This window comes from Corynebacterium sp. HMSC074A09, from assembly GCF_001811545.1.
GTDB lineage: Bacteria > Actinomycetota > Actinomycetes > Mycobacteriales > Mycobacteriaceae > Corynebacterium > Corynebacterium hiratae.
This window is the reverse complement of the sequence record NZ_KV805171.1, coordinates 34,280-59,979: the sequence shown is the minus strand read 5'-3', so window position 1 is coordinate 59,979 and position 25,700 is coordinate 34,280. Positions and strand designations below refer to the sequence as shown.

At 59.7% G+C, this 25,700-nt stretch carries 20 protein-coding genes; 14 read left to right on the top strand and 6 right to left on the bottom strand.

The window, feature by feature from the left end:
• Nucleotides 1-184 precede the first annotated feature (184 nt).
• Nucleotides 185-865 carry a metal-dependent transcriptional regulator gene (locus tag HMPREF2807_RS11705; protein WP_046648203.1) on the top strand — a complete coding sequence of 227 codons (681 nt, stop codon included), beginning with the start codon at nt 185-187 and terminating at the stop codon, nt 863-865.
• Between the two features lie 4 nt (nt 866-869).
• Nucleotides 870-1,853, top strand: coding sequence for a UDP-glucose 4-epimerase GalE (gene galE, locus HMPREF2807_RS11700; RefSeq protein WP_046648205.1), 984 nt, complete (start codon nt 870-872; stop codon nt 1,851-1,853).
• Here the strand turns inward: galE and HMPREF2807_RS11695 are convergent.
• Complete coding sequence (locus tag HMPREF2807_RS11695) at nt 1,810-2,958, bottom strand: DUF4192 domain-containing protein (protein ID WP_046648207.1); 1,149 nt, start codon at nt 2,956-2,958, stop codon at nt 1,810-1,812. The two genes, galE and HMPREF2807_RS11695, sit on opposite strands and share 44 nt — an antisense overlap.
• 335 nt (nt 2,959-3,293) lie before the next feature.
• Between HMPREF2807_RS11695 and HMPREF2807_RS11690 the strand changes: the two genes are divergently transcribed.
• The 5 genes from HMPREF2807_RS11690 to HMPREF2807_RS11670 all read left to right on the top strand — a co-directional run bounded on the left by HMPREF2807_RS11690 (nt 3,294) and on the right by HMPREF2807_RS11670 (nt 9,454).
• Nucleotides 3,294-4,313 carry a PAC2 family protein gene (locus HMPREF2807_RS11690; RefSeq protein ID WP_070513116.1) on the top strand — a complete coding sequence of 340 codons (1,020 nt, stop codon included), beginning with the start codon at nt 3,294-3,296 and terminating at the stop codon, nt 4,311-4,313.
• Nucleotides 4,314-4,412: 99 nt separating this feature from the next.
• The gene (locus HMPREF2807_RS11685; protein WP_070513113.1) at nt 4,413-6,986 is read left to right on the top strand and encodes a DEAD/DEAH box helicase; all 2,574 of its coding nucleotides are present in this window, start codon (nt 4,413-4,415) and stop codon (nt 6,984-6,986) included.
• Nucleotides 6,987-7,167: 181 nt separating this feature from the next.
• A complete protein-coding gene (locus HMPREF2807_RS11680; protein ID WP_369816161.1) occupies nt 7,168-8,193 on the top strand; it encodes a PTS sugar transporter subunit IIC in 1,026 nt (341 codons plus the stop codon).
• Nucleotides 8,194-8,221: 28 nt separating this feature from the next.
• The gene (locus tag HMPREF2807_RS11675) at nt 8,222-8,599 is read left to right on the top strand and encodes a hypothetical protein (RefSeq protein WP_046648216.1); all 378 of its coding nucleotides are present in this window, start codon (nt 8,222-8,224) and stop codon (nt 8,597-8,599) included.
• A gap of 144 nt (nt 8,600-8,743) precedes the next feature.
• Nucleotides 8,744-9,454: a VIT1/CCC1 transporter family protein gene (locus HMPREF2807_RS11670; RefSeq protein ID WP_046648218.1), complete on the top strand. Its 711-nt coding sequence runs from the start codon at nt 8,744-8,746 to the stop codon at nt 9,452-9,454.
• A 137-nt stretch (nt 9,455-9,591) separates the two neighbouring features.
• On the opposite strand, the gene HMPREF2807_RS11665 is transcribed toward HMPREF2807_RS11670, so the two are convergent.
• Together HMPREF2807_RS11665 and HMPREF2807_RS11660 are read right to left on the bottom strand one after the other, a co-directional pair.
• Nucleotides 9,592-10,125 carry an alkylhydroperoxidase, AhpD family gene (locus tag HMPREF2807_RS11665; protein WP_046648220.1) on the bottom strand — a complete coding sequence of 178 codons (534 nt, stop codon included), beginning with the start codon at nt 10,123-10,125 and terminating at the stop codon, nt 9,592-9,594.
• A 44-nt stretch (nt 10,126-10,169) separates the two neighbouring features.
• Nucleotides 10,170-10,763 (bottom strand): peroxiredoxin, encoded by a 594-nt coding sequence (locus tag HMPREF2807_RS11660; protein ID WP_046648222.1) that lies wholly within the window; start codon nt 10,761-10,763, stop codon nt 10,170-10,172.
• 173 nt (nt 10,764-10,936) lie between these two features.
• On the opposite strand from HMPREF2807_RS11660, the gene HMPREF2807_RS11655 reads away from it, so the two are divergent.
• On the top strand, nt 10,937-11,896 hold the full coding sequence (locus HMPREF2807_RS11655) for a hydrogen peroxide-inducible genes activator (protein WP_070513110.1): 960 nt from the start codon (nt 10,937-10,939) through the stop codon (nt 11,894-11,896).
• A 164-nt stretch (nt 11,897-12,060) separates the two neighbouring features.
• Here HMPREF2807_RS11655 and HMPREF2807_RS11650 read toward each other — a convergent pair whose 3' ends face one another.
• Nucleotides 12,061-13,143, bottom strand: a complete 1,083-nt coding sequence (locus HMPREF2807_RS11650) for a hypothetical protein (RefSeq protein ID WP_049157529.1) — start codon at nt 13,141-13,143, stop codon at nt 12,061-12,063.
• A 110-nt stretch (nt 13,144-13,253) separates the two neighbouring features.
• Here HMPREF2807_RS11650 and hrpA point away from each other — a divergent pair, with 110 nt between their 5' ends.
• A complete protein-coding gene (gene hrpA / locus HMPREF2807_RS11645) occupies nt 13,254-17,129 on the top strand; it encodes an ATP-dependent RNA helicase HrpA (RefSeq protein WP_070513107.1) in 3,876 nt (1,291 codons plus the stop codon).
• Between the two features lie 4 nt (nt 17,130-17,133).
• Here the strand turns inward: hrpA and nrdR are convergent, their stop codons facing one another.
• Nucleotides 17,134-17,592 carry a transcriptional regulator NrdR gene (nrdR, locus tag HMPREF2807_RS11640; RefSeq protein WP_046648225.1) on the bottom strand — a complete coding sequence of 153 codons (459 nt, stop codon included), beginning with the start codon at nt 17,590-17,592 and terminating at the stop codon, nt 17,134-17,136.
• Between the two features lie 777 nt (nt 17,593-18,369).
• Between nrdR and lexA the strand changes: the two genes are divergently transcribed.
• Complete coding sequence (gene lexA, locus HMPREF2807_RS11635) at nt 18,370-19,092, top strand: transcriptional repressor LexA (protein ID WP_046648227.1); 723 nt, start codon at nt 18,370-18,372, stop codon at nt 19,090-19,092.
• A 372-nt stretch (nt 19,093-19,464) separates the two neighbouring features.
• Entirely contained in the window at nt 19,465-20,247 is a 783-nt protein-coding gene (locus tag HMPREF2807_RS11630) for a DeoR/GlpR family DNA-binding transcription regulator (protein WP_046648229.1), read from the top strand.
• A 105-nt stretch (nt 20,248-20,352) separates the two neighbouring features.
• Here HMPREF2807_RS11630 and ptsP read toward each other — a convergent pair whose 3' ends face one another.
• Nucleotides 20,353-22,047, bottom strand: a complete 1,695-nt coding sequence (gene ptsP, locus HMPREF2807_RS11625; protein WP_070513104.1) for a phosphoenolpyruvate--protein phosphotransferase — start codon at nt 22,045-22,047, stop codon at nt 20,353-20,355.
• A 236-nt stretch (nt 22,048-22,283) separates the two neighbouring features.
• Between ptsP and pfkB the strand changes: the two genes are divergently transcribed.
• The 3 genes from pfkB to HMPREF2807_RS11610 are packed head-to-tail and all read left to right on the top strand — an operon-like array spanning nt 22,284 to nt 25,700.
• On the top strand, nt 22,284-23,255 hold the full coding sequence (gene pfkB / locus HMPREF2807_RS11620; protein WP_070513101.1) for a 1-phosphofructokinase: 972 nt from the start codon (nt 22,284-22,286) through the stop codon (nt 23,253-23,255).
• Between the two features lie 23 nt (nt 23,256-23,278).
• Nucleotides 23,279-25,372 (top strand): PTS fructose transporter subunit IIABC, encoded by a 2,094-nt coding sequence (locus HMPREF2807_RS11615; protein ID WP_070513098.1) that lies wholly within the window; start codon nt 23,279-23,281, stop codon nt 25,370-25,372.
• A gap of 58 nt (nt 25,373-25,430) precedes the next feature.
• Nucleotides 25,431-25,700 carry an HPr family phosphocarrier protein gene (locus HMPREF2807_RS11610; RefSeq protein ID WP_010190265.1) on the top strand — a complete coding sequence of 90 codons (270 nt, stop codon included), beginning with the start codon at nt 25,431-25,433 and terminating at the stop codon, nt 25,698-25,700.

Below are 25,700 nucleotides of genomic sequence, written 5' to 3'. Positions count from 1 at the left end.
TTCTCGAGGGCCGTGAATCTCTTTGTCCATATCTTCCTATTCACCCCGCGCAGCGTGCAGCGCTGCGTGCGCTAAGCCCTGAAAAAATACGCTATTGTTTAAGATATTCTCTTAATACACTCCTATTACCGCGCCTAAACCTATGTGGCTACGGACCGCCGACAACGCAGAAAGGTAAGCCCACGTGAGGGATCTAGTTGACACCACGGAAATGTATCTGCGAACCATTTATGAGCTCGAAGAGGAAGGAATTACCCCACTGCGTGCTCGCATTGCAGAGCGCCTAGAGCAATCTGGGCCGACTGTGTCCCAGACTGTGGCTCGCATGGAGCGCGATGGCCTGCTCCACGTGCGCACGGACCGCAGCCTCGACCTCACCCAGCAAGGTCGCGAACTGGCCACCAATGTCATGCGCAAGCACCGCCTCGCTGAGCGCTTGCTCACGGACGTCCTGGGCCTCGATATTCACAAGGTTCATGATGAGGCCTGCCGTTGGGAGCACGTCATGAGCGAAGAGGTAGAGAAGCGAGTCATAGCCGTTCTTGAGGATTCTTCCCGCTCCCCCTTCGGCAACCCCATCCCAGGTTTGGCGCAGCTTGGCATGACCCCCGCGGAACTCGACCTGGGGACTCGCGCCATCGATCTTCCCACCGGGCAAAAGACTGCAGCCACCATCGTCCAGATCAACGAGGTTTTGCAGGCGGATAACTCGACTTTCCACGAGCTTTACTCGTGCGGTATTCAGGTTGGTTCGAAGGTTACCGTGGTCAATGAAAGCGGAACGATTACGCTGACCACGGAGTCGGGCCACACCGTCGAGCTTGTCGACGACCTCGCGCACGCTATCCGAGTCAAGGAGGACTAAGGCGATGAAGCTACTTGTTACTGGCGGTGCCGGCTATGTCGGCAGCGTGTGCGCGGCCGTCCTCGTGGAGAAGGGGCACGACGTCACCATCATCGATAACTTTTCCACCGGCAACCGCGAAGCTATCCCAGAGCAGGCCCGCCTCGTCGAGGGTGACGTGGCCGATGTCGCTCGTGAAGTGCTATCTGAAGGAGGCTTCGACGGCGTTGTGCATTTTGCCGCTCGCTCCCTCGTTGGCGAATCCGTTGAGGCTCCGGCTGACTATTGGCAGCACAATGTCGTCACGACGCTGCAGTTGCTCAACGCCATGCGCGAATTCGGCGTCACCAACCTTGTGTTTTCTTCGACCGCGGCAACGTACGGCGAGCCTGCACAGGTTCCGATCACAGAGACGATGCCTACGAAGCCGACGAATCCTTATGGCGCATCCAAGCTCGCAATCGACTACATGATCACCTCATATGCCCAGGCCTACGGCTTGGGGGCGACGTCGTTGCGCTACTTTAACGTCGCCGGTGCCTACGGCAGCATTGGCGAGAACCGCGAGGTGGAAACCCACCTCATTCCGCTTGTATTGCAGGTAGCACTTGGCCATCGCGACAAGATCTTCATTTTCGGCGATGACTACGACACTGCCGACGGCACCGCCGTCCGCGATTACATCCACATCCGTGACCTGGCCGACGCTCATGTGCTCGCGCTTGAAAGCAACGCTGCGGGTACACACCGCATCTATAACCTCGGCTCCGGAGACGGTTACTCTGTCAAGCAGGTCATTGAGGCCTGCCGCGAAGTCACCGGACACCCCATCCCCGCTGAGCTGGCGCCCCGCCGCGCAGGAGATCCCGCAACCCTCGTGGCCTCCTCGGACAAGATTAAGTCCGAGCTCGGATGGGATCCGAGCCGCACCGACTTGACCACCATCGTGACGGATGCGTGGAACTTTACCCGGCAGCTCGGCGAGCGGGCTCATTCCGCGCGGCGTTAGTGCTGCCCTCCCCAGCCGTATCCCCTACCGCGTTGTCGAAGGCCTTACGCGCCCCTGCGTGGATCGAAGCACGTATCTTTTCATGCAGCCCGTGGCGATAGGCCTGGCACAACAGCGAGCCTAGGCGATGGCTGGGGAACTCTTCCGTGACGAGCTGCAGTGCCGGTCCAGCCAGGATGTCCCACTCCTGTTCCATGTGTGCCAGGGCAAACAGGGTCAGAGCATTCGCCCGTAATTCTTCGCCGAATGTGCGCGCTGCTGCTAGGAGAAGGTACGCACCGGTTTCGCCAGCCTCCGCGCAGATGCCCACCACGAGGTCGCGCGTCCACGTCGTCGACAGCCACACGGCGCATGATGCCAACAGCTCTACATCTTCTTCGGCTTCCTCCACAGACGCCACCTGGTGAAGCGCCCACTGAGCATCATCCACAAAGTGCTCAAGGAGTTCCTTGCGCTTCTTCCCTTTCGCCGCGGCCACCTGGGCGCGAAACTGAGTCGCGGTATCGCGTGCTTGTCGGCTCAGGGCTTCGGCTTCGGCAGAATCGAGGTGTGGGTTTCCCGGCGCGAAAATGGCAAAGAATTCTTCCCTATTGAGCTCTGGAACAACATTGTGATTGACGCAGGAGCGCATCGAGGAGGCGTCGGTAAGCGCCGGTATAGTGCCTTCTACCCACTTTTTCATCGGCCCGCTCCCATCTGCGTTGACGGTTCCGTGCAACAGAACGTAGGGCTCATGTTTGGTGATTTCCTTGGCGTACCAGGCCGCGTCAATCTCCAACCCGTCACAGGAACGATCCAGGCCGTAGAGCCAGTGGGTCACCTCCCGTAATTCAGTAAGCGGGCGCTGCGAAATGAGGAAGGCGAAGACGCCTTCGCGGGCATTCTCTGCCAGCATCGCCGCGATGTCTGGCAGGGCTCCGGCGGCATCGGGGATATCGACGCGGGCGAGCGGACCCATGGCCGGGCCGCGCGGGGTGGTGTCAATGGCCATGAATACCACCGATTCGGTGGGATAGAAGCCAAGGAGTCCGGGGATGTTAGCAAGGAGATGACCAGGTGTCGTAATCGGTGGGGTGTTATCTGTGTGCGTTGAGAATGTGCTCATACTTGTACCCTGAACCAGGGCTGCCACAGGACGCTAGGGGGATCACGCCACACACGGAGAATCTGTGGATAACTAGTCCGGACTGGTCTGCAATCCGAGGGAAAGAGCCAAGTTATTCACACCCACCAACTCGACATGCTGGCACAACGGATGGCCATGTGGCATGCTTGAACGATCATCACCAGTGCCCATGATCAATCCCAGCTCGGCTTGGCAAGGAACGCACAATCGCAGCTGGGAATAGGTAGTAGCCCTACAGCGTTGCAAGGCACAGAACGCTGATTAGGTCCGTACGCTTCTAAAGAAGCGCACGGATAGAAGGAGGAGTCACAATCATGCAGGAAGAACAGGGCCGCATGTATGAGCTGGAGTATCCCGCACCAGTGGTCAAGGACGATTCCGCCCCAGGCAATGGCCCTACGATGATCGTGGCCATGAATGGCTATGCCGATGCGGGCCAGGCCGTCGAAGCCAGTGCTGATCACCTCAAAGCCGCGTTGGAGAACCGCCAGCTGGCTTCGTTTAATAATGACGAGCTTATTGACTACCGCTCTCGCCGCCCCGCCGTCACCATTGACCACGACCGCACGGTAGAAATTGAGAACACCGATCTGGGCATCAAGGTGCTCCGGGATAACTCCGGCACACCTTTCCTGCTGCTTTCTGGACCGGAACCGGACTTGCGCTGGGAGGCATTTACGGACGCGGTGGTGAACTTGGTGGAAAAGTTCGATATCAAGAACACCATCATGCTGTACTCGGCCCCTATGCCGGTGCCGCACACCCGCCCCACCGTGGTCACGGCGCACGGCAATGAGCCGGAGCTCCTTAACTCCATGGTGCGCATGGAATCCACCATGATGGTCCCGGGCGCCGCCGCCCTGTATATTGAGCGAGCCTTGGATAAGAAGGGCCGCCGCGTTGCTGGATACACCGCTCATGTTCCGCACTACCTTGCGGCGTCTCCTTACCCGGCCGCCACGCTACGGCTGTTAGATTCGGTCGCCTCGGCGGTTGACCTCAACATTCCGCTGGGCAGCCTGGAAGCGGACGTTGCTCGCATCAACCAGCAGTTGGAGGAGCAGGTTACCGATTCTGAGGAGATCGCTGGCGTCGTACGTCAGCTAGAAGAGCAGTACGATGCCTACATGGAGCGCTACCGCTCCCGCCACCCGCAGGCCATCATGCCAGGTGAGGAGCACATGCCCACTGGCGAGGAGATCGGTGCGGACTTTGAGGCCTTTCTTGCTGGCCTCGATGACAGCTCGGACATCCTGTCCGAAGATATCGATGACCGCGAAGACAACTACGGCCGCGATGAAGGCCCCGGCTTAGACATGGATGACGACGTCTAAGCATATCTTGCCCAGCCGCACAATTAGAGGCAGGGCAGTGAAGTTGGGGCGCAGGGCCGACGCTCTGGTTAATAGAGCTTTTCGCCTAAGGTGGGACGGGTGAACCTTTCTCAGATGTTGCCCGATCTCGCCGAAGTCCCCGAGTCGATGGTTGATGAGGCCATCTGGGACACATTTTTGTCCTGGACTTCCGGCCGCGGTATCTCGCTCTACCCGGCGCAGGAAGAGGCCTCCCTTGGTGTTCTCGCCGGGGATAACGTCATCTTGGCCACCCCCACCGGTTCTGGTAAATCCATGGTGGCCAACGCCGCCCACTTCATTGCTTTAGCACGCGGCCAGCGCAGCTTCTACACCGCTCCCATCAAGGCCTTGGTGAGCGAAAAGTTCTTCGCTCTCTGCGAGATTTTCGGCCCCGAGAACGTCGGCATGATGACCGGCGATGCCACGGTCAATGGCTCCGCCCCGATTATCGCCGCCACCGCTGAGATCGTGGCCAATATTGCGCTACGCGATGGCGCGGAAGCCGCCATCGATCAAGTGATCATGGACGAGTTCCACTACTACTCCGAACCCGATCGCGGCTGGGCCTGGCAGGTACCGCTCCTGGAGCTACCGAAGGCCCAGTTCCTGCTCATGTCCGCCACCCTGGGCGATACCGCATGGCTGGAGAAGGATTTGACGGAGCGTACCGGCCGCACGACGACGCTGGTAGCGGGAACAACTCGCCCGGTGCCCCTCGACTTCTCTTATGTCTTTTCCGCGGTCCACGAAACAATCGAAGAATTGCTCGCCGATGGCAAGGCGCCCATCTACGTCGTCCACTTCTCCCAACGCGAAGCCTCAGAGCGTGCGCAGGCGCTCACTTCGCTGTCGAAGATCATCACCGCAGAGGAGAAGGAGGCCATTGCCGCGGAGCTCGCAGGCTTCCGCTTCACCACGACGTTTGGCAAAGACCTCTCTAAGCTTCTGCGTAAGGGAATCGGTGTCCACCACGCTGGCATGCTGCCGAAGTACCGGCGCTTGGTTGAGCGCCTGGCTCAGAAGGGCCTTCTCAAGATTATTTGCGGCACCGATACTTTGGGGGTGGGCATCAACGTCCCCATCCGCACAGTGCTGATGACGGGTTTGGCCAAGTATGACGGGACCCGCCAGCGCATTCTGAAATCCCGTGAGTTTCACCAGATTGCCGGCCGCGCTGGCCGCGCCGGTTATGACACGGAAGGCACCGTCGTAGTGCAGGCGCCGGAGTATGAGATTGAGAACGCCAAAGCGCGGCGCCGTGTGGGCGATGACCCGGCCCGCCTCAAGAAGCTGAAGAAGAAGTCTGCGCGCGACGGTGAAGTGTCGTGGTCGGAGCAGACTTACGCCCGGCTTATCGACGCCGAGCCGGAGCAATTGACGTCCCAGTTCCGAGTGTCCAACTCCATGTTGCTCAACGTGCTCGCCCGCCACGGCAACGGCTACGAGCACCTTAAGCACCTGCTCCGCACGAGCCACAACACGCGCGCCCGCCAGAACGAGGACATCCTCACAGCGTTGAGTCTGTTCCGAGGCCTCCTCAATTCGGGCGTGGTGCAAAAGTCTACGAAGGGGCTCGATATCTACGGCCGCCCCTACCACGTGGTCCGTGAGATGCCGCGCGATTTCGCCCTCAACCAGCCTTTAGGCCCCTTCGCGCTAGCGGCACTCACCTTGCTGGATCCCGAGTCCGAGACCTATGCCCTCGATGTCATCTCTGTCTTTGAATCGGTGCTGGATGATCCACGCCAGGTGCTTATTGCTCAACAGAAGCAGCGGCGCGGTGAGGAGATAGCAGCTCTCAAAGCGGAGGGCGTGGACTATACCGAGCGCATGGCCATCGTGGAAGACATCACGTGGCCAAAGCCCCTGGAAGAACTCCTCGAACAATCCTATGAGACCTTCTGCCAGACCAACCCATGGGCTAAGGAGTTCGAGCTGCGGCCTAAGTCTGTAGTGCGCGACATGCTGGAGAGCGCCATGACTTTTTCCGATCTCGTCGCCACCTACGGTCTTGCCCGCTCGGAAGGCGTCATTTTGCGCTACCTGACGGATGCCTGGCGCACGCTCAAGCAGTCGATTCCCGCGGAGTTCCTCACAGAAGAACTCGAGGACATCATCGTCTGGCTCGGGGAGCTTATCCGCCAAGTAGATTCTTCGCTTGTCGACGAGTGGGCTGAGATGGCTGGCGAGGACTCCCCCATTTCCCAGGAGGATTTGGACCGCGAGTTGGCCTTTGGAGTTGAGGCTCCCACTGCCTTGACCGCGAATCAGCGGGCTTTCAGCATCATGGTGCGCAACTACTTCTTCCGCCTTGCTCAGCTCTTTGCCTTGGAGAAGGAAGAGCGCTTGGCAAACCTATTGGATTACTTGGAGGAGATCCCCGACTTCGGCCGCGCCCTCGATGACTACTTCGATGATTACGATGACATCGACACTGGGCCAGCGGCTAGGGGGCAGGAATATTTTGTCTTGGATAAGGGTGACACGGGCTCGGGCGCTCGTGGAGTTGGCGGCTCGCGGTCGTGGACCGTGCGTCAGATCCTTAAGGACCCAGAGGGTGATAACTCCTATCAGCTCGTTGGCATCGTAGATCTCGATGCCTCCGATGAAGCCGGGGAAGTACGGCTTTCTGAGCTGCGCGTGGAGTACTAGGGCGCATAAGCAGGGACTATTAATACCCCCTTTTCTGAATTAATATTTTCCGTTCATCGCATATTATTCGTATGATTGGAGAATGAGCACGGCACAACAGATAGACGAACGCAAGCTTTCCCCAATTCCTCACGCCAGCGCAGCCCCCGCGGCCGAGCGCCTCACACCCGGTTCCTTCACCATGAAGGTCCTCAACGGCATCTCCATCGCCGTCGTGGTGTCGCTGGTTCCGCAAGCTCTACTGGGCGAACTGGCCAAGGCTCTGCTGCCCTTCTGGTCTGGCGCCGCCACCGTCATGGCCCTCACCGGTTTGGCCGCTAGCCTTTTGCCCGTCATGATCGGTGTCCTCATTGGCATCGAATTCAAGATGACACCCATCCAAACCGCCGCGGTGGGTATTGCCTCCTTCTGCGGCTCCGGCGTGGCCACAGTGAATCCCGAGGGCGGCTTCTTCCTCAAAGGTACTGGCCTTGTGATTAACTCAGGACTTACCGCAGCCATCGCGGTGGGACTGCTTCTTTTCATCGGCGATAAACTCAAGAACTACTCAATCTTGCTGCTCTCCACCATTGTGACTCTGGTCGCGGGCACGATTGGATGGGTAGTCACTTACCCCGTTGTTAAGGTCTTCACCCTGTGGTTGGGCAACTTGGTCAACGGCGCAACCACTTTGCAGCCGGTCCTTATGGGCGTGGTCCTCGCTATCCTCTTCGCCATCATGATTGTCTCCCCAGTCTCCACCGTTGGCATTGCCACTGCCATCTTCATTGACGGTGTTGCCTCCGGTACCGCCAACCTGGGTGCCGTGGCCGCCGGATTTACCCTTCTGGTTGCTGGTTGGCGCGTCAACGGCTTCGCCACCTCCATCCTGCACGTCCTCGGTTCCCCCAAGGTGCAGATGGCCAATATGCTGTCCAAGCCAGTGACCTTCCTCCCGGTACTTTGTTCCGCGGCAGTTTTGGGCGGGGTCGGCGGCGCCCTAGGGATTTCCGGTACCCCGATTTCCGCCGGTTTCGGCATCTCCGGCCTGATGGGCCCCTTGGCCGCCCTCAACTACGAAGGCTGGGGCTGGAGCGCTGGCAACGTAATGATTATCACCTTTGTCTACCTCGTCCTGCCGCTCGCCCTTGCGCTGCTCTTTTGCTGGCTCTTCGAGAAGGTCCTGCATCTCACCAAATCTGAATACTTTTCTCTCGATTTCACATAGCCACGTGGGGAGTACAGTGGGTGGCGCTATGAATACCCCAGACTCCCCAGCCACCAGTATTCGCCTCGCGGGCGTTCACTTTGAAACGCAGGATGACGCCGTCACGGTCCACTGGCTTCTCGGAGGCCTTCCTCACCACCGTGACGTCGTGTTTAAGCTGCACACCCTCGATCTTCAACTCATCATCCACTTCGAGCGAGACCAGCTCGTCTCCATGGAAATCGCGTCTTTTGGTGAGGACACCAGGGATGCCCACCGGCCCGTCGATTATCACTACACGTACACCCCCGAGGAGCTCGTTGTCACCGTGCCAACGGCTCATTTTGAACTCACCGACCAGGTTTTCACCATGGGGCTGTCCGTGGATGGCGCCGCCTGTGGCGAATGGACTGGCACTATTGTCTAAGCCTTCGCTCCCTGCATTCAGCTAAGCCTACACACGCTTTACAGGGCGTTGACCAGCAACAATACTGGAGAGTAAGAAGTTCTCTAGACAATTGCGAGAGCACTAGAGCACGACGCGGACACTCTGGACATCGAGGAGCTGGCAATGCCCCACCATGGCAACGAACCCCACGGATCTTCACACAACGCGCGCCTCAACTCTTTGCGGGCAGGCGTTCTTGGCGCCAACGACGGTATCGTCTCTGTCGCCGCGCTTCTACTCGGCGTGGTGGGTTCGGGGGCGTCGGCAAGCACCATCCTCACCGCAGGCTTGGCAGCCACCGTGTCTGGCGCCGCTTCCATGGCGCTCGGAGAATACGTCTCGGTGTCCGCTCAGCGTGACTCCGAGCGGATGATGATCGACAAGGAGACCCGCGAGCTGGCGGAAATCCCCGAACAAGAGCATGCCGAGCTCGTTTCCATGCTCGCCAGCTACGGCATGCACACCGAAACCGCGGACACTGCCGCCCGTGAGATCGCTGCCGAGGATAGACTTCTCGAAGCACACCTCCGGCTTGAAATGGGCATCGACGGCGAAGACCTGACAAATCCATGGCACGCGGCGTTCTGGTCGGCCATATCTTTCCTCGCCGGCGCCGCACTCCCCCTGTTGTCGATCTTCCTCGCCCCCATGAGCATGGCTGCAGCAACAGTCGCCATCGTTACCTTGGTCGCTCTTGCCATCACAGGCTACGTCTCCGCCCGCCTCGCCGACACGAACACTGGGCGTTCCGTGCTCCGCCTCGTCATCGGTGGTGCACTGGGCCTGGCCGTCACTTATGGCATCGGCGTCGCTTTCGGCGGGGTCGTCGGCTAAAGGCAGGAAGAGAACTGTCCCACGCGCCCTCTGCACACCGACGCCCCTCCCCGACGGGCCCCAAAACAGAAAGTCCCACCTCCCGCCAAATGCGGGCAGTGGGACTCTACGTTTAGCTAGGAAAGTGCTAGCTGGCTTTACTCAGCGGAGCGTACAGCTTCGGCCTGCAGCGCCTGGGCCACGGCCTCGATGACGCCAGCTACCTTGATGCCTTCCCAGATCTGCTCCTTGGTCACGCCTTCCTCGAGGAGAGTATTAGCGTGTGCGGACAGGCAGTGCTCGCAGCCGTTGATGGCGGAGACAACGGTGCTCCACAGCTCAAACGTGGCCTTTTCCACGCCGGGCTTAGCAATGATATTCATGCGCAGACCAAACTTGACCTGGGCAAAATCATCGCCCAACCAGCTCTTTGCACGGTAGGCCACGTTGTTCATAGCCATCACCGTGGCGGAGCCAAGAGCTGCGTCAATTGCTTCCTCACTGAGGTGCTCGCGGGCTTCCTCGAGAATCTCCGACAGCACCAGATCATTGCGGGTCGCAGCGGCAGCAGCGACCAAGCTACCCCACAGCTGCTCCTCATTCAGCTCGGTGGTGCGTGTAAGGGAACCAATGTTGAGCTTCTGATCCTTAGCATATGCCGGAAGCGCGGACTTCAGGTTTTCGATAGACACTGATGTAACTCCTTTAAGGTTGGGCGGTTGTGCTTACTGCTGGTTTACAGAGCGGACTGAACAACCTCGAGCTTGTCGATGTTCTTCGTCGGGTCGTTAGCCTCCCAGTTGCAGGCGCAGACCTCTTCGGACTGCAGCGCGTCCAGCACGCGCAGAACCTCATCAACGTTGCGGCCGACAGCATCCGGGGTCACGGACACGAACTGAATGACACCGTCCGGGTCGATGATGAAGGTTGCGCGGTCAGCAACACCGTCGGCGTTCTCCACACCAAGGGCACGGATCAGGTCGTGGCGGATGTCAGAGAACATCGGGAACGGAACTTCCTTCAGCTCCGGGTGGGTTGCACGCCAGTTGAAGTGTGCGAACTCGTTATCGGTGGAGCCGCCAAGCACCTGGGTATCGCGGTCCAAGAACTCCTCATTCAGCTTGCCGAAGGCGGCGATTTCGGTCGGGCACACGAAGGTGAAGTCCTTCGGGTAGAAGAACACGACCTTCCACATTCCCTGGTACTTGTCCAGAGATACCTGCTCGAAGTAGTCCTCCGGCTGGTTAGCGTTAACGTCGTGGAGGTCACCGCCCTTCAGTGCGGTCAACTCGAACTCTGGGAACTTCTCGCCAACGGTCAGGATAGGCATTAAAGGCTCAACTCCTTATAGTGTCACAACAATGCATAACTGTGATGCAAATCTCTACGACCACACGTCAATCTGCCTTTTAGCAGGTACGCGGTCGCTCACCTGCCAAGTATGCCACGGAAGGCTTCGCGCGTCAATAGGACCGACGAATTAGAAGTGTTACAGTTATAGGCATGAACAATAAGGAGTATCGTCCGACCCTCGCCCAGTTGCGCACCTTCGTCACGATCGCAGAGAACAAGCACTTTGGCTCCGCGGCCGCCAAGCTCGATATCTCCCAGCCTTCGCTCTCCCAAGCCCTCGTCGCGCTCGAGCAAGGACTGGGAGTGCAGCTCATTGAACGCTCCACCCGCAAGGTCATCGTGACGTCCACCGGCGAGATGCTCCTGCCCTATGCAAAGGCGGCCCTCGAAGCCTCCGATGCCTTCCTGAGCCAAGCCCGCGGCGCCAACGGCACACTCACCGGTCCCCTCACCATCGGCATCATCCCGACCATCGCGCCCTATATCTTGCCGGGTCTGTTGCGATCCATCGATGATGCTTACCCCGATTTGGAGCCCCGCTTCGTCGAGGAGCAAACCCAGCATCTTCTGAGTAAGCTGCGCGAAGGAAACCTTGACTTAGCCGTTGCTGCACTACCCACTGAGGCTCCCGACATGGTGGAGATCCCTCTCTACACCGAGGCCTTCACCGCAGTAACTCCAGCGGCGCATCCACTCGCAGGGCGCGATGACCTCACGCTGTCGGAGCTCGAGCATCTCGATTTGCTCTTGCTTGATGACGGCCACTGCCTCCGCGACCAAGTCCTCGACCTGTGCCGCCGCGCGAAAGTGAACCCCTCCGAGGCCACCAACGCCGTCACGCGCGCCTCGTCATTGACCACTATTTTGCAGCTTGTCATGGGAAACCTCGGCGCCACACTCGTACCTGAATCCGCACTCGTTACGGAATGCCAGAACCCGCAGCTTGCCGTTGCTCGCTTTGCCCCTTCGGTAACAGCAGAGCGCCAGGTGGGGCTCGTTTTTCGCTCCTCTGCCGCCCGCGCCGATGAATACCGCACTTTCGGGACACTGGTCACCAGCGCATTTGAGGACGCCGTCGAGCGCTCTCGGGACCTCTTTTCGTCTCCCTAGTCAGCTCCCTCTGATCAACACGCGTGCCCCAGCGCGACACTCAAAACGCCAAAGCCGCCACTGACCGGCCTCCTTGTCTAGGCCCTCCTCTGTGAAAGGGCTATCCGAAGAGGACAGTCAGGGCGGCGGCGCGCGTTAAATGCGCTACGTGTGGCCTTTAGTGTTTAGGCTGCGGGGGCATAACGCCCTTGACACTGGCGGCACAGGTGCGCGGTTGCCAGCTGCATAGCCGGTGCGATGACTACCAGCGCCAAGCCCAACGTGATGAAGGACGCGGCAAACATGAGAGCCGTAAGAACGATGAACAGCAGGATGTGGCTGTAATTCTGTTTGCCTAGCTTGAGCCCCTGCGAGAACGCCTCACCGATTGAGGAGGTATCCGCTGCCAACCAGGGCATGAGGGTAAAGAAGGGCTGGATGAATAGCCCGATCAGCATGAGCACGGCGAGAATACCGAAGATGGAACCGACGAGCGCGAGAATCTCCCCGTCTCCGAGGTTCTCGACGTTCTGCATATCCATTGCAGAGGCCCCGCCGAAGCCCACAGCAAACACAATGACGACAACAATCACGAGGGCTATAGCGCCAAGAATACCCAGGACCAGGTTCACCACAAGCGGCGACACCCAGCGAACACCTTGGAAAAGAGTGCCCCACGTGGGGCTTGGCTTATCGATCTCGCGATAGGCCAAGCGGTACACAATCAAAGAGATAACGATGGAGAGTATAGACACGGCAAAGGAGAAGAAGCTCACCATGACGCTCGCGCCCGTACCATCGGCGTTCTGCTCGCCAACGCTGATGCCAATTTGTGGAATAACCTGAATAAAGAACACCACGACAGCACCCAGCACCCACAGCATCGCATTACCCAGCGCAGCCTTGAAGCCCCATTTGATCGCCTCTAGGGCGCTGACTGGGCCCGTGTAGGCAGGGCCGGCGCCCGGACCAGGGCCCTCATATCCGGAATCGCCTCCGTAGCTTGCCCCGGCGTATCCCGGCTGACCGGCGTTGTAGGCGCCATAGGAATTGCCACCATAGGGCTGAGCGCCGTAGGACTCGCCACCGTAATTGCCATAACTGCCGGACTGGCCGAAGCCAGCCTGATCCTCTGGGTGCGTGGTGGGTTCATACCGCGGCAGGCCGCCATTGTTTCCCGAGGAGTTATTGGCGTTGTTTCCCGGATTGTTGCCGAACCCGCCGTGGGAGCCGTTGTCATCCGGTTTCGGATCAAAAGGATTGGTCATACACTTCTGCCCTTCTGTAATCTCTTTTCACACAGTCACCACAAGAGTACCAATTTCTCCACCTCGACCTGTGAGCGAAAAGCACTTCCGAGTAGACTTCTAGGTCGACTATGACTGCTACTCGCGAAGACCTCTACAACGCCCTCACGACAGTTTCCTTGAGTGATGAGCGTGCTTTCCGCCGCCGCCTCCGCAAGGCTCGCTCTCCCAAAGCGCTTGCAGCTATCGGGGCTGATATTGCATCTGCCCAGGAAAAAGTGAGCGCCATCGACGTAAACGTGCCGTCGATTTCCTACCCCGAGCAGCTTCCCGTTACCGGACGGCGGGACGATATCGCCGAGGCCATCGAGAATAATCAGGTGGTCATCATTGCCGGCGAGACTGGTTCGGGCAAGACCACTCAAATTCCCAAAATTTGTCTAGAGCTCGGCCGTGGACGCCGGGGTCTCATCGGCCATACCCAGCCGCGACGACTCGCAGCACGGACCGTCGCCGAGCGCATTGCGGAGGAACTCGGCCAATCAATCGGGGACTCCGTTGGCTACGCCATCAGGTTCGATGACCGTGTCTCCTCGACCACAGCCGTGAAGCTCATGACCGACGGCATCCTGCTGGCGGAAATGCAACGCGACCGCTTCCTCAACGCCTACGACACGATCATTATTGATGAGGCCCACGAGCGGTCCCTCAATATCGATTTTCTCCTCGGCTATCTCAAGAGGCTGCTTCCCAAGCGTCCGGATCTCAAGGTCATTATCACCTCCGCGACGATCGATCCGGAGCGTTTCGCCGAACACTTCGCTGACGCTGAAGGGAAGCCCGCGCCGATCATCGAAGTGTCCGGGCGCACCTACCCGGTAGAAATCCGCTACCGTCCCCTCGAAGTCGAGTCAGGGGGAAAGACCATTGACCTCGATCCACTGGACGCCCTGTGTGAAGCCATCGAGGAGCTCATGGCGGAAGGCGAAGGAGATATCCTGTGCTTCTTCCCAGGCGAGCGCGATATCCGCGATGCAATGGAAGCGATTGAGGGGCGTCATTGGCGCAACGTGGAAGTCACTCCGCTCTTTGGGCGCCTGTCCAACCAGGAGCAGCATCGCGTTTTCCGCTCACACAAGGGGCGCCGCATCGTGCTCTCCACCAACATCGCCGAAACCTCCCTGACGGTGCCGGGCATTCGCTATGTCGTGGATACCGGAACCGCACGTATCTCGCGCTACTCCACCCGCACTAAGGTGCAGCGATTGCCCATCGAGCCGATTTCCCAAGCCAGCGCTAACCAGCGTTCAGGGCGGTGTGGTCGCGTGGCCGATGGCATTGCTATCCGTCTGTATAGCGAGCAGGATTTCCTCTCCCGGCCGGAGTTTACCGACCCTGAGATTCTGCGCACTAACCTAGCCAGCGTTATTCTCCAAATGATTTCGCTGCGCCTCGGCGACATCGCTGATTTCCCCTTCGTCCAGGCCCCAGAGCCCAAAGCCGTGCGTGACGGCCTGCTCCTCCTCCACGAGCTGGGCGCACTCGAGGGCAAGGAGAAAGACGGGCTACCGGTGCTGACACGCATTGGGCGGGATCTTGCCCGCATCCCGGTAGATCCGCGCATGGCTCGCATGCTCGTTGAAGCCAACACCTCCGGATGCCTGCACGACGTCATGGTCATCGTTGCCGCGATGACAATCCAGGATGTGCGCGAGCGCCCCATCGACAAACAGGCCCAAGCCGACCAGGCCCATGCTCGCTTTAAGGACAAGTCCTCAGACTTTATGGCGATGCTCAACCTGTGGGACTTTGTCCAAGAAGCTCGCGATGAGATGAGCGGCAATGCTTTCCGCAAGCGGATGAAGGCAGACTTCTTGCATTACATGCGCATCCGCGAGTGGTTTGATCTGGTTCGACAACTCAGGGATGTCGCTAAGCAGCTCGGTTGGACGGCCCAGGAGAGCACCGAGCGCCGAGCGGATGACATCCAAATGTCCCTGCTGTCTGGCTTGCTGTCCAATATCGGCGCACGCGATGGAAACTCTAAGGAGTTCATTGGCGCACGAAATACCCGCTTCCTCATCTTCCCCGGTTCAGCACTAGCAAAGAAACCGCCAGAATTTCTCATGGCGGCTGAGCTGGTGGAGACCTCACGTTTGTGGGCCCGCGACGTAGCGGCCATCGACCCCGCTTGGGTAGAAAAGCTGGCCAAGAACCTGCTCAAGCACAACTATTCGGACCCGACGTGGTCGCGCAAGCGGGGCTCCGCGGTAGTCACCCAGCGCTCGACCCTCTACGGAGTCACCGTGGTGGCCGATCGAACCGTTCCCTACCATCGCGTCGATCCCGTTGCGGCACGTGACATGTTCATCCGCAATGCGCTTGTCGACGGCGACTGGACCACCCACCATAACTTCTTCCACGACAACAAGCGCAAGCTTGCCGAGGCTTCCGAATACGAAGAAAAAGCACGGCGCCGCGGTCTCGTTGTAGACGAGGACACGCTTTTCGACTTCTACGATCAGCGCATCCCGGAATCTGTGACCACTGCCCGACACTTCGACTCGTGGTGGAAGAAACAGAAAAACAAGCATTCTCTGGACTTCGACCCAGAAGCACTCCTCGAGGATGACCACGATGTCACTGAGGACGCCTTCCCGGATCGGTGGTTGAAGGGAAGCATCGATTACGACCTGTCCTATAAGTTCGAGCCAGGTGACCCGCTTGACGGCGTCACGCTCAGGGTTCCCGTTCCACTGCTGGCCGGATTGGATACTGAGGGATTCGACTGGCTCGTGCCGGGCCTGCGTCTAGAGCTTGTCACTGAGCTGATCCGCTCGCTACCGAAAGCGCTGCGCCGTACTGTGGTTCCGGCCCCCGAGTTCGCTGAGCGGGCCTTGCCCAAGCTCCTTCCCTATGAAGGAGCGCTCATCGACCAGCTCGCAGCTGTGTTACGGGACATGGGCGGCCAGGGCATCAACGCGGCTGACTTCCGCCCTGATCAGCTCCCGCCCCATTTGCGCATGAACTATGCCGCAGTGGACAAGCGGGGCAAGATCATCGATTCCGATCGCGATTTGAAGGCGCTCGTGCAACGCCAAGCCGGGCATATCTCGTCCTCCGTGTCGCGCGTCGGCCGCGCCGCCGAATCCGCTTCCGTCAAGGAATGGTCGGAAGACACGCTGGGCGCTATCGATGAGGAAGTGACCACGGTGGTTGATGGGCATGAGGTCACCGCTTATCCTGCACTTGTCGCTACGAAGGAGGGCGTGGCGCTGAAGGTGCATCCAACCAAGGCGGCTGCCGACGCCTCCATGATCACCACCACCCTGACGCTGCTACTCCGAGAGATTTCCGTAAACACGCAGCATATGGTCAAGGGCCTGCCCCTGCAGCAGCGGGTTGCTGTCGACGCCTACCCGCACGGCGGGGCCGAAGGTCTCGTCAACGATGCTCGGGTCGCCGCAGTACGCGACATCATGATGGAGAAGGGCGGGCCGGTACGAAGTCCTGGTGAATTCACCACTCTTCTCAACGCGGTTAAACCGGAGGTGCCAGGCCGCGTCCGCCAGGCGGTGGTCGCGATCGCCCCAGGCTTGGCAGAGTATTCGAACCTCAACGCTGAGCTCAATCAGTGGGAGGGGCCGGCAATCGATGATATTCGCGGTCAGCTGAAGTTCTTGTTGCCCCCGAATGCGATCACTATGCACGGCATGCAGCACCTTCGCCACCTGCCGCGTTATATCCAAGCCGCGCGCATCAGGCTCGAGGACATGAATCTAGACCCGGATCGGGATGCCGACCGCCAAGCCGATGTCGACGAAGCGAAGGCATATCTGAACAATCGTTTGCGCACGCTGCCCGCCGGCCGCGAGAAGACCCGTGAGGTCAAGGACATCTACTGGATGATCGAGGAGTTGCGCGTATCGCTCTTCGCACAACGCCTGGGTACCGCGCATGCGGTGTCCGTGCGGAGAATCCAAAAAGCCGCGGACAAGCTGCGCTAAAACGTTAGAAGCTGTCGCGGTCGCGCCGGCGCATGAGGCGAATTTCGGATTCAAAGTCGTCGGCGCTCTCAAAAGACTTGTATACCGAGGCGAAGCGAAGATAGGCCACCTCATCGAGGTCACGCAGGGGTTCCAAGATAGCAAGGCCGATATCGTTGGCGTTGACTTGTGACGATCCGTGACTGCGCACGGTTTCCTCGACCTCTTGCGCAAGCTTTTTCAAGGCATCATCGCTAACATCCCGCCCCTGGCACGCGCGCTTCACGCCGCGGATTAGCTTGTCCCGGCTGAAAGGCTCGGCCAAGCCATTACGTTTGACCACCGACAAGACAGCCTTCTCGATGGTGGTAAACCGGCCTCGGCATGCAGCACACTCGCGACGTCGGCGAATTGACGTTCCACTGTCGATCACTCGGGAGTCAATCACTCGTGACTGTTCGTTGTGACAGAACGGGCAATACACTGTGCCGTATCCTTCCTCTCGACCGCTGCGCAGACGCCTTCCGGCCCCTCGGGAAGTCTAGCGCGAAGAAACAACCGCTGTGGCTGATGCACCGCTAGCGCTAGGGGCCTCACCATCAATACTAAGACCACCCCACACGGTGCCGATAAATACCGCTGCACCGAAAACTGCTCCAAGAACATAGTTACCTACGTTCGAGCCGCTACGGCGAGGTAGGGACGCAGCACGCTGGTATGAAACTGAGGAATCCCCTATTCGATCTGTGCGCCCCTGTGTTCTATCTCTCGGCTCGAGCGTTCGAACACGCGACAAACCACTTTCACGCGTTAACGCGAACGAGTGACACCGCTCAGGTTCCCACACGGCCGCGGGCGGGACGAGCACAGGACCCTTTCCGGACTTCTCGGGAGTTACTCCATGCAGAGCAGAGCTGGTATTAAGTGCAATGGCCATGACAGTTCCTTTCCAGGACTTCTTCTTCATTGTGGTGATGCCTGAAGTGTAAGAGCGAGGTTCGACATCGTCGAACACTTCCATCGACCAACCGTTCGATTTGGTCTGTATGTTCGATTTATAGCAGGCGCTCGAAAGTTTGTCCACATCCAAGCGGCGTTAGTCGAACATTTTTTCTTTACGTGCTAAAAAGGAAACGGAAACACCAATACGGCGCACGCCACGATGAGCAACCAACGAGACGTCACCGCGATGCCCACCAGCGTCCTGCACGCCTCAACCCGACGCGCTGTTTTGCGCACACCGATAGCCCTAGGAGTAAGAATGCCCCGCAAGCCGAAGCGAAGCGACCAACCTACCCTCGACTCACTTTCCGCCCGTCAGCGCCGCATCTTGGAAGTCATCCATGACGCTGTCATGCTGCGCGGGTACCCGCCAAGCATTCGAGAAATCGGCGATGCAACAGGCCTACAGTCCACGTCTTCCGTGGCCTATCAGTTGAAGCAACTAGAGGAGAAGGGCTTTCTTCGCCGCGATCCAAACAAGCCGCGCGCCGTTGATGTGCGCCACTTCCCCGGCGCCGACGATCCAAAGAAGCCGGGCCGCAAAGCCGGGCAGGCCAACACCACAGCAGGGCAGTCCACTCCCGACGTCCCCGAGGATGCAGCAACGCCGAACTACATCCCAGTAGTCGGCCGCATCGCCGCGGGCTCTCCTATCACCGCCGAAGAAAACATCGACGGCTACTTCCCCATGCCAGGTGAGATCCTGGGAAGCGGCGAGCTTTACATGCTGCAGGTCGTCGGCGACTCTATGCAGGACGCCGGAATCCTCAATGGCGATTGGGTTATTATCCGCTCCCAGTCCGTCGCCGAAGAAGGCGAATTCGTCGCTGCACTCCTCGAAGGCGAAGAAGCAACTGTAAAGGAGTTCCACCGCGATTCTTCTGGAGTGTGGCTCCTCCCCCACAACGACGCCTACGCTCCCATCAAGGGCGATGAGGCCGAAATCATGGGCAAGGTTGTATCGGTGTTCCGCAAGCTTTAGGCACCCCTAAGCCACAACTATCCCTCCCCCAACCGGTTGCCCACGCCACCGCTTATTTCCACTCGGTGCGGGCGAACTGGAGGGAGGGATTTTTTCTTTTTACCCCCTTGTGTGTGTACATGTCCGAATCGCGCCGTTTAAGCGTCCGACATCACACATTTGCAAACATGCAGTATAAACATTGTTTTTCTCGCACGTTTGCCGCCAGCAATGTGAGCTTTTATTTGTTTGGTTCCGTTTTGTTCGCATTCAGTGGGACAATAGAAGCATCGCCGCAACATTCGTTGCTCTCTTCGCTCACATGCCCCGGCCCCACTTATTATCACCGCCGGGCGCAGCGACTACCACAGGCAAACTTCACTGGGAGGAACTATGTACGCAGAAGAGCGTCGCCGACAAATTGCGTCATTGACCGCCGTCGAAGGCCGAGTCAATGTCACTGAGCTTTCCGAACGCTTCGATGTTACCGCTGAGACGATTCGCCGCGACCTCGCGGTCTTAGACCGGGAAGGAGTTGTCCACCGCGTTCATGGCGGTGCGGTTGCTTCCCAATCGTTCCAGACTGCAGAATTTACACTCGATACTCGTCAGCGTTCCGCCACGGGCGCGAAAATGGCTATCGCCCGCGCCGCACTAGAGCAGCTTCCCGACGGGGGCAGTATCTTCATCGACGCTGGAACTACCACCAACGCCCTCGCTGACCTCATCGGACAGCGCTATTCTGCTGGCCAGTTCAGCATTGTGTCGAATAGCCTACCGATCGCCCTCTCGTTGGCCAGCAATGGTGTTTCCGAGGTGCAGCTCCTAGGCGGCACGGTGCGCGCGATCACCCAAGCCGTCGTCGGCGATACCGCCCTTCGCACCATGGCGCTGATGCGCGCAGATGTTGCTTTCATCGGCACCAACGCCCTGACCATCGACCATGGGCTATCCACGGCGGACTCACAGGAAGCAGCTATCAAGTCGGCCTTTGTTACCAACGCGCATCGCGTCGTCGTCTTGTGTGACTCGTCGAAGCTCGGCAATGACTATCTGGTCAGCTTTGCCTCGCTCGATGAGATTGATGTCGTCATTACGGACGCCGCTGCTCCAGCCGCCTACGTCGAAGCCCTGCGCGAGCACGGCATCGACGTGATTATCGCTTCGGAGAAATAGGCGGTTTCATCCCACGACCGCGTAAGGGCGGTGTGGTTCCCCGAGGGGCCTCTCGGGGAACCACACCTCCCTGTTTCAGCAGCGGCCTAAACCAAGCTAGAGCTACTAGGCAGTCTGGTATTCCTCCAGCAGCGCAATCACTGCGGATCGCGCATCTGCTGGGCTTTCGGCGTTGATAGCCGCCTCCGCCATCTTCTGGCACTGCTCGAGTGTGAGCTCAGCCAGCTGTGCACCAACGCCCGCAACTGCGGTCGACGCTGCGGACAGTGAGGTGACTCCAAGGCCAGTCAGCACGCAAGCGAGCATGGGATCGGCGGCGGCCTCACCACAGACACCAACCGGCACATTGTTATCGCGACCCACCACGCACGTGTGCTGGATCAAACGCAGCACGGCCGGCTGCCACGGATCGGTCAGGTAGGCCAGCTGCGGCGACAGGCGGTCCGCGGCCATCGTGTACTGAGTCAAGTCATTGGTACCGATGGACACGAAGTCGAGGTGCGGCATGATGGTATCGGCCATCAGGGCCGCTGCAGGCACCTCAATCATCGCGCCGGCGATGAGCCCGCGCTCACGACACAGTTCAGCAAACCACTTCGCCTCTACTGCCGTGGCCACCATGGGCGCCATGACCCAAGTGGTAGCGCCATCAGCACGCTTTTCCGCGGCCTGTGCGATGGCGTCGAGCTGACGGGTGAGAAGCGCCTCGTTGTTTCGGGCGATGCGCAGGCCGCGCACACCCAAGGCCGGGTTCTCCTCAGAGTCCAACGTGGCGTAGGAAATCGGCTTATCCGATCCGGCGTCGAGCGTTCGAACGACGACCTTGGATTCGGGGAAAGCGTTGAAAACCTTGCCGTAGATGCGTGCCTGCTCCTCCACGGTCGGTTCTTCGCTGGCAGAGAGGAAGGAAAGCTCCGTGCGGTACAGGCCGATCCCCTCTGCCTGCGAATCCGAGGCGATGCGAGCTGCGTTCCCGTCGGCCACGTTGGCCAACAGCTGCACGCGGTGACCGTCCTTGGTCTGGGCAGGGCCACGCCACTCGGCCACTCGCGCTGCCTTCTCGCGGTATTCCTCAACTGCCTTAAGTGAGGTGTCACGATCCGCGCCAAGGGACACCGTTCCCACGGAACCATCGACGAAGATCTGGGTTCCCGCTTCAATCGAGCGGAGATCAGCGCCAACTGCGACGATGCACGGAAGGTCCAGCTGGCGGGCGATGATTGCAGTATGGCTCGTCGGCCCGCCGAGCTCGGTGACCAGTGCCTTGATATGCGCAATGTCCAAGGTAGCGGTATCCGCTGGAGCGAGGTCATCCGCCAGCAGTACCGCCTCGCCTTCGACCATGGGCAGGCCCGGTTCCTGTTCACCGCGTAGCTGTGCAATCACGCGATCGCGCACATCCTTAAGGTCGGTTGTGCGCTCTGCCATCACGCCGCCGGCGGCCTCAAACATGGTGACGAACCTGTCCGTTGCGCCGACGACCGCATACTCGGCGTTCTTGCCGCTACGAATACCCTTGCGCACTGCCTTGTGCCAACCTCGGTCCTTCACCATTCCGGCGGTAGCACCGAGAACCTCAGCAGCCTGGCCTTCAGCCCCAGCTGCACGCTGCTCAAGGCGGCTGGCAACAATGTCCGCCGCTTCGAGGAAGCGATCGTACTCAGCATCGCGCTGCTCCTCCGGCACGGTTTCTCCCGCCGTGGGCAGTTCTGGGCGTGGGCGGACCCACACCGCCTCAGCGTATGCAACGCCGGCGACGACGCCGGTGCCTTTAATGGTGGATGGGGATGCGTTTTCCATGACACATATCCTTACGGAGACGATGTTTTCTCTATCCAGATCATCACAAGTCGGTCAAAAATGCAACGAAAACCACAGTGATTCCGTTGACATTCGGACACATACGGGCAATAATCAACATTAAGCAACATTAGTTTCACGCTGACCACGGGCAATCTGCACCGAAGTTCTTGTTCGAGCCGCCGCGGCGCTTTTGCCCCAATATACGCACTCCGCGAAAGGGGACATTGTCCACGATGATCCTTACTTTGACCCCCAACCCGAGCATCGACGCCACAGTGCGCCTGAACGAGGCGCTCGACCCCGGTGCTGTCCACCGCGCCGAGTCTGTCTCCAGCGTTGCTGGCGGTAAAGGCGTCAACGTTACGCATGCCGTAACGCTCGCCAACGTCGACAGCTTGGCGCTGCTCCCCGCCGCCCCCGCTGATCCTTTCTTGGCCCTTGCTGATGACGCGTCCATCCCCGTACATGCAGTACACACGGCCGGCGCGGTGCGCACCAATACCACTCTGACCGAGCCAGACGGCCGGACGACCAAACTCAACGGTCCCGGCCCCACGCTCGATGAGTCAGTTCAGCAAGACGTGGCACAGGCCGTTGCTGAACACTGCGCCAACGCCGAGTGGATCGTCATGGCAGGCTCCCTGCCCAAGGGGGTTCCCACCGACTGGTACACGCAGCTCATCACTGTCGCTCGCGAGGCGAACCCCAACATCCGTGTAGCCGTCGACACCTCCGATGCCCCTATGGTGGCTCTCGGAGAGAACCTCGAGGTAGCCAGCCCCGATCTCATCAAGCCCAATGGCCTTGAGCTTGGACAGCTAGCCAACGTTGATGGCCAGGCCCTCGAAGCTGCCGCCGAGAACGGTGATTTTAGCGGTGTGGTCGAGGCCGCGAGGGTCGTCGTCAAGCGCGGCATTCCTGAGGTTCTCGTCACCCTAGGTGGCGCTGGCGCAGTGCTGGTCACCACCGATGAAGCGTGGGCCGCTACTCCCCCGCCCATTACCCTCCGTTCCACCGTGGGTGCCGGCGATTCTTCGCTCTCCGGCTATATCCTCGCCCGCCGCAGCGGTGCCTCCTACCCCGAAGCGTTGCGTCAGGCCGTGGCCTACGGATCGGCTGCCGCAGCGCTCCCAGGAACCCAGATACCAACCCCTGAAGAACTCGATATTAAACACACGACGGTTCAGGCCGTCACCGACCTTTAGCAGTACTGAGGAGTACTTACCCGATGTCATCAGAACTCATCACCACCGACCTTGTGGCGCTCGACGCCGACTTCGGTGGCAGCATCGAATCAGTCATTACCAACCTGGCCACGCTTGTCCATGACACCGGCCGCGCCACCTCCATCGAAGAGCTGGCCGGCCCCGCCATCGAGCGTGAAGCCAAGGCCGGCACCGGTGTTCCCGGCGGGGTTGCCATCCCGCACTGCCGCTCCGCCGCAGTGTCTGAACCCACCTTGGCCTTCGCCCGCCTCTCGCGCGGCGTGGACTTTTCCGGCCCCGATGGTGACGCCCACCTGGTATTCCTCATTGCTGCCCCGGAAGGTGGCGGTAAAGCACACCTGAAGATCCTCTCCAAGCTTGCCCGCGCGCTGGTGAAGAAGGACTTCCTGGAGGCTCTGCGCACCGCGCAGACCAAGGAGGAAATCGTCTCCCTGGTACTCGACGTGGTTAACGCCGAAAAGCCGAAGAAGGCTGCGGCTAACGAATCAGCATCCCCTGCAGGTGCGAGTGCAGCGGCTACGGCTCCTGCTTCGAGCAAGGCTGCAGATTCAAAGAAGACCCGCATCGTCGCCGTCACCGCGTGCCCGACCGGCATTGCCCACACATACATGGCGGCCGACGCCCTCACCCAGACCGCCGAGGAGCGCGACGATGTCGAGCTCACCGTAGAGACCCAGGGTTCCTCCAACAACACCGCTGTTTCGGCAGACACCATCGCGGCTGCCGACGCCGTCATTTTCGCCACCGACGTCGGCGTTCGCGACCGGGAGCGCTTCGCCGGCAAGCCCGTCATTGAGTCGGGCGTTAAGCGCGCCATCAACGAACCGGGCGTGATGCTCGATGAGGCCATCGCCGCGTCGAAGAATCCCAATGCGCACAAGGTGGCAGGCACGGCAGGCGCAGCCTCCTCTAGTTCCGCGGAAGAAGGCGAAGGACTGGGCTGGGGCAAGCGCATTCAGCAGGCCATCATGACCGGCGTGTCCTACATGGTGCCCTTCGTCGCCGCCGGCGGCCTCCTCTTGGCCTTGGGCTTCCTCTTCGGCGGTTACGACATGGCCAACGGATGGCAGGCCATCACTACTGATTACTCCCTGACCAACCTGCCGGGCCATGACGTCATGGTTGATGGCGAAATGATGACCTTCCAGAAGGCAGGATTCGCCCTATACATCGGCGCCGTGCTCTTCGCGATTGGTCAAGCATCGATGGGATTCATCGTCGCAGCGCTCTCCGGCTACATCGCCTTCGCACTGGCAGGCCGCCCGGGCATCGCGCCGGGCTTCGCCGGCGGTGCTATTGCTGTTACCTTGGGCGCCGGCTTCATCGGTGGTCTGGTCACCGGTCTCATCGCTGGCTTCGTTGCGATGTGGATTGGCAAGTGGAAGGTCCCGCGCTGGATCGGCTCCCTCATGCCTGTGGTCATCATCCCGCTGCTCGCCACGATGATTACTGGCCTGCTCATGTATCTGCTTCTCGGTGCCCCGCTGGCCGCCATCATGAACGGTCTGCAGAACTGGCTGGCCTCCATGTCTGGCTCCTCAGCAGTGCTTCTGGGCATCATCCTCGGTCTCATGATGTGCTCCGACCTGGGTGGCCCAGTCAACAAGGCTGCTTACCTCTTCGCTACTGCTGGCCTGTCCACGGGTGATGAGGCTTCCATGAAAATCATGGCCGCCGTTATGGCCTCCGGCATGGTTCCGCCGATTGCGCTGTCCATCGCTACCTTCGTACGCAAGAACCTGTTCACGCCCGCGGAGCAGGAGAACGGCAAGTCGGCCTGGCTGCTGGGTCTGTCCTTCGTTTCCGAGGGCGCTATCCCGTTCGCTGCTGCCGACCCGCTGCGCGTCATCCCTTCGATGATGCTCGGTGGCGCAGTAACTGGTGCGCTGTCGATGTCCCTGGACGTCATGTCTCGCGCCCCGCACGGCGGAATCTTCGTTATCTTCGCTATCGAACCTGCGTGGGCCTACTTTGTGGCTATCCTTGCCGGCGTCATCGTCTCCGCCATTGCAGTCATCGCGATGAAGCAATTCTGGCCGAACAAGGCTGCTGAAGAAGCTGCTGCGAAGGCAGACAAAGCCAAGGCTGCCGCCTAGCGCTTAAGCCGCGTACACTTGTAAGCACGAAATACCGTAATTCGAAAGGATTATCATCATGGCTTCTAAGACCGTCAAGGTTGGCTCCTCCGTCGGACTGCACGCACGTCCGGCCTCCATCATCGCTGACGCCGCCGCTGAGTTCGATGAGGACATCTTCCTCACCCTCGTTGGCGATGAGGACGAGGATGAGACCGATGCCGCTTCTTCCCTCATGATCATGGCTCTCGGCGCCGAGCAGGGCGACGAAGTCACCGTGACCTCCGAGAACGAGGCCGCTGTGGAGAAGATCGCCGGTCTCATCGAGCAGGACCTCGACGCTTCCTAA

Bases quoted from the DNA above. Each gene is read 5' to 3' on its own strand.
- galE (WP_046648205.1), top strand. From the start codon at position 870: ATGAAGCTACTTGTTACTGGCGGTGCCGGCTATGTCGGCAGCGTGTGC.
- HMPREF2807_RS11695 (WP_046648207.1), bottom strand. From the start codon at position 2,958: ATGAGCACATTCTCAACGCACACAGATAACACCCCACCGATTACGACA.
- HMPREF2807_RS11690 (WP_070513116.1), top strand. From the start codon at position 3,294: ATGCAGGAAGAACAGGGCCGCATGTATGAGCTGGAGTATCCCGCACCA.
- HMPREF2807_RS11680 (WP_369816161.1), top strand. From the start codon at position 7,168: ATGAAGGTCCTCAACGGCATCTCCATCGCCGTCGTGGTGTCGCTGGTT.
- HMPREF2807_RS11675 (WP_046648216.1), top strand. From the start codon at position 8,222: ATGAATACCCCAGACTCCCCAGCCACCAGTATTCGCCTCGCGGGCGTT.
- HMPREF2807_RS11670 (WP_046648218.1), top strand. From the start codon at position 8,744: ATGCCCCACCATGGCAACGAACCCCACGGATCTTCACACAACGCGCGC.
- HMPREF2807_RS11660 (WP_046648222.1), bottom strand. From the start codon at position 10,763: ATGCCTATCCTGACCGTTGGCGAGAAGTTCCCAGAGTTCGAGTTGACC.
- HMPREF2807_RS11655 (WP_070513110.1), top strand. From the start codon at position 10,937: ATGAACAATAAGGAGTATCGTCCGACCCTCGCCCAGTTGCGCACCTTC.
- HMPREF2807_RS11650 (WP_049157529.1), bottom strand. From the start codon at position 13,143: ATGACCAATCCTTTTGATCCGAAACCGGATGACAACGGCTCCCACGGC.
- hrpA (WP_070513107.1), top strand. From the start codon at position 13,254: ATGACTGCTACTCGCGAAGACCTCTACAACGCCCTCACGACAGTTTCC.
- lexA (WP_046648227.1), top strand. From the start codon at position 18,370: ATGCCCCGCAAGCCGAAGCGAAGCGACCAACCTACCCTCGACTCACTT.
- HMPREF2807_RS11630 (WP_046648229.1), top strand. From the start codon at position 19,465: ATGTACGCAGAAGAGCGTCGCCGACAAATTGCGTCATTGACCGCCGTC.
- ptsP (WP_070513104.1), bottom strand. From the start codon at position 22,047: ATGGAAAACGCATCCCCATCCACCATTAAAGGCACCGGCGTCGTCGCC.
- pfkB (WP_070513101.1), top strand. From the start codon at position 22,284: ATGATCCTTACTTTGACCCCCAACCCGAGCATCGACGCCACAGTGCGC.
- HMPREF2807_RS11615 (WP_070513098.1), top strand. From the start codon at position 23,279: ATGTCATCAGAACTCATCACCACCGACCTTGTGGCGCTCGACGCCGAC.
- HMPREF2807_RS11610 (WP_010190265.1), top strand. From the start codon at position 25,431: ATGGCTTCTAAGACCGTCAAGGTTGGCTCCTCCGTCGGACTGCACGCA.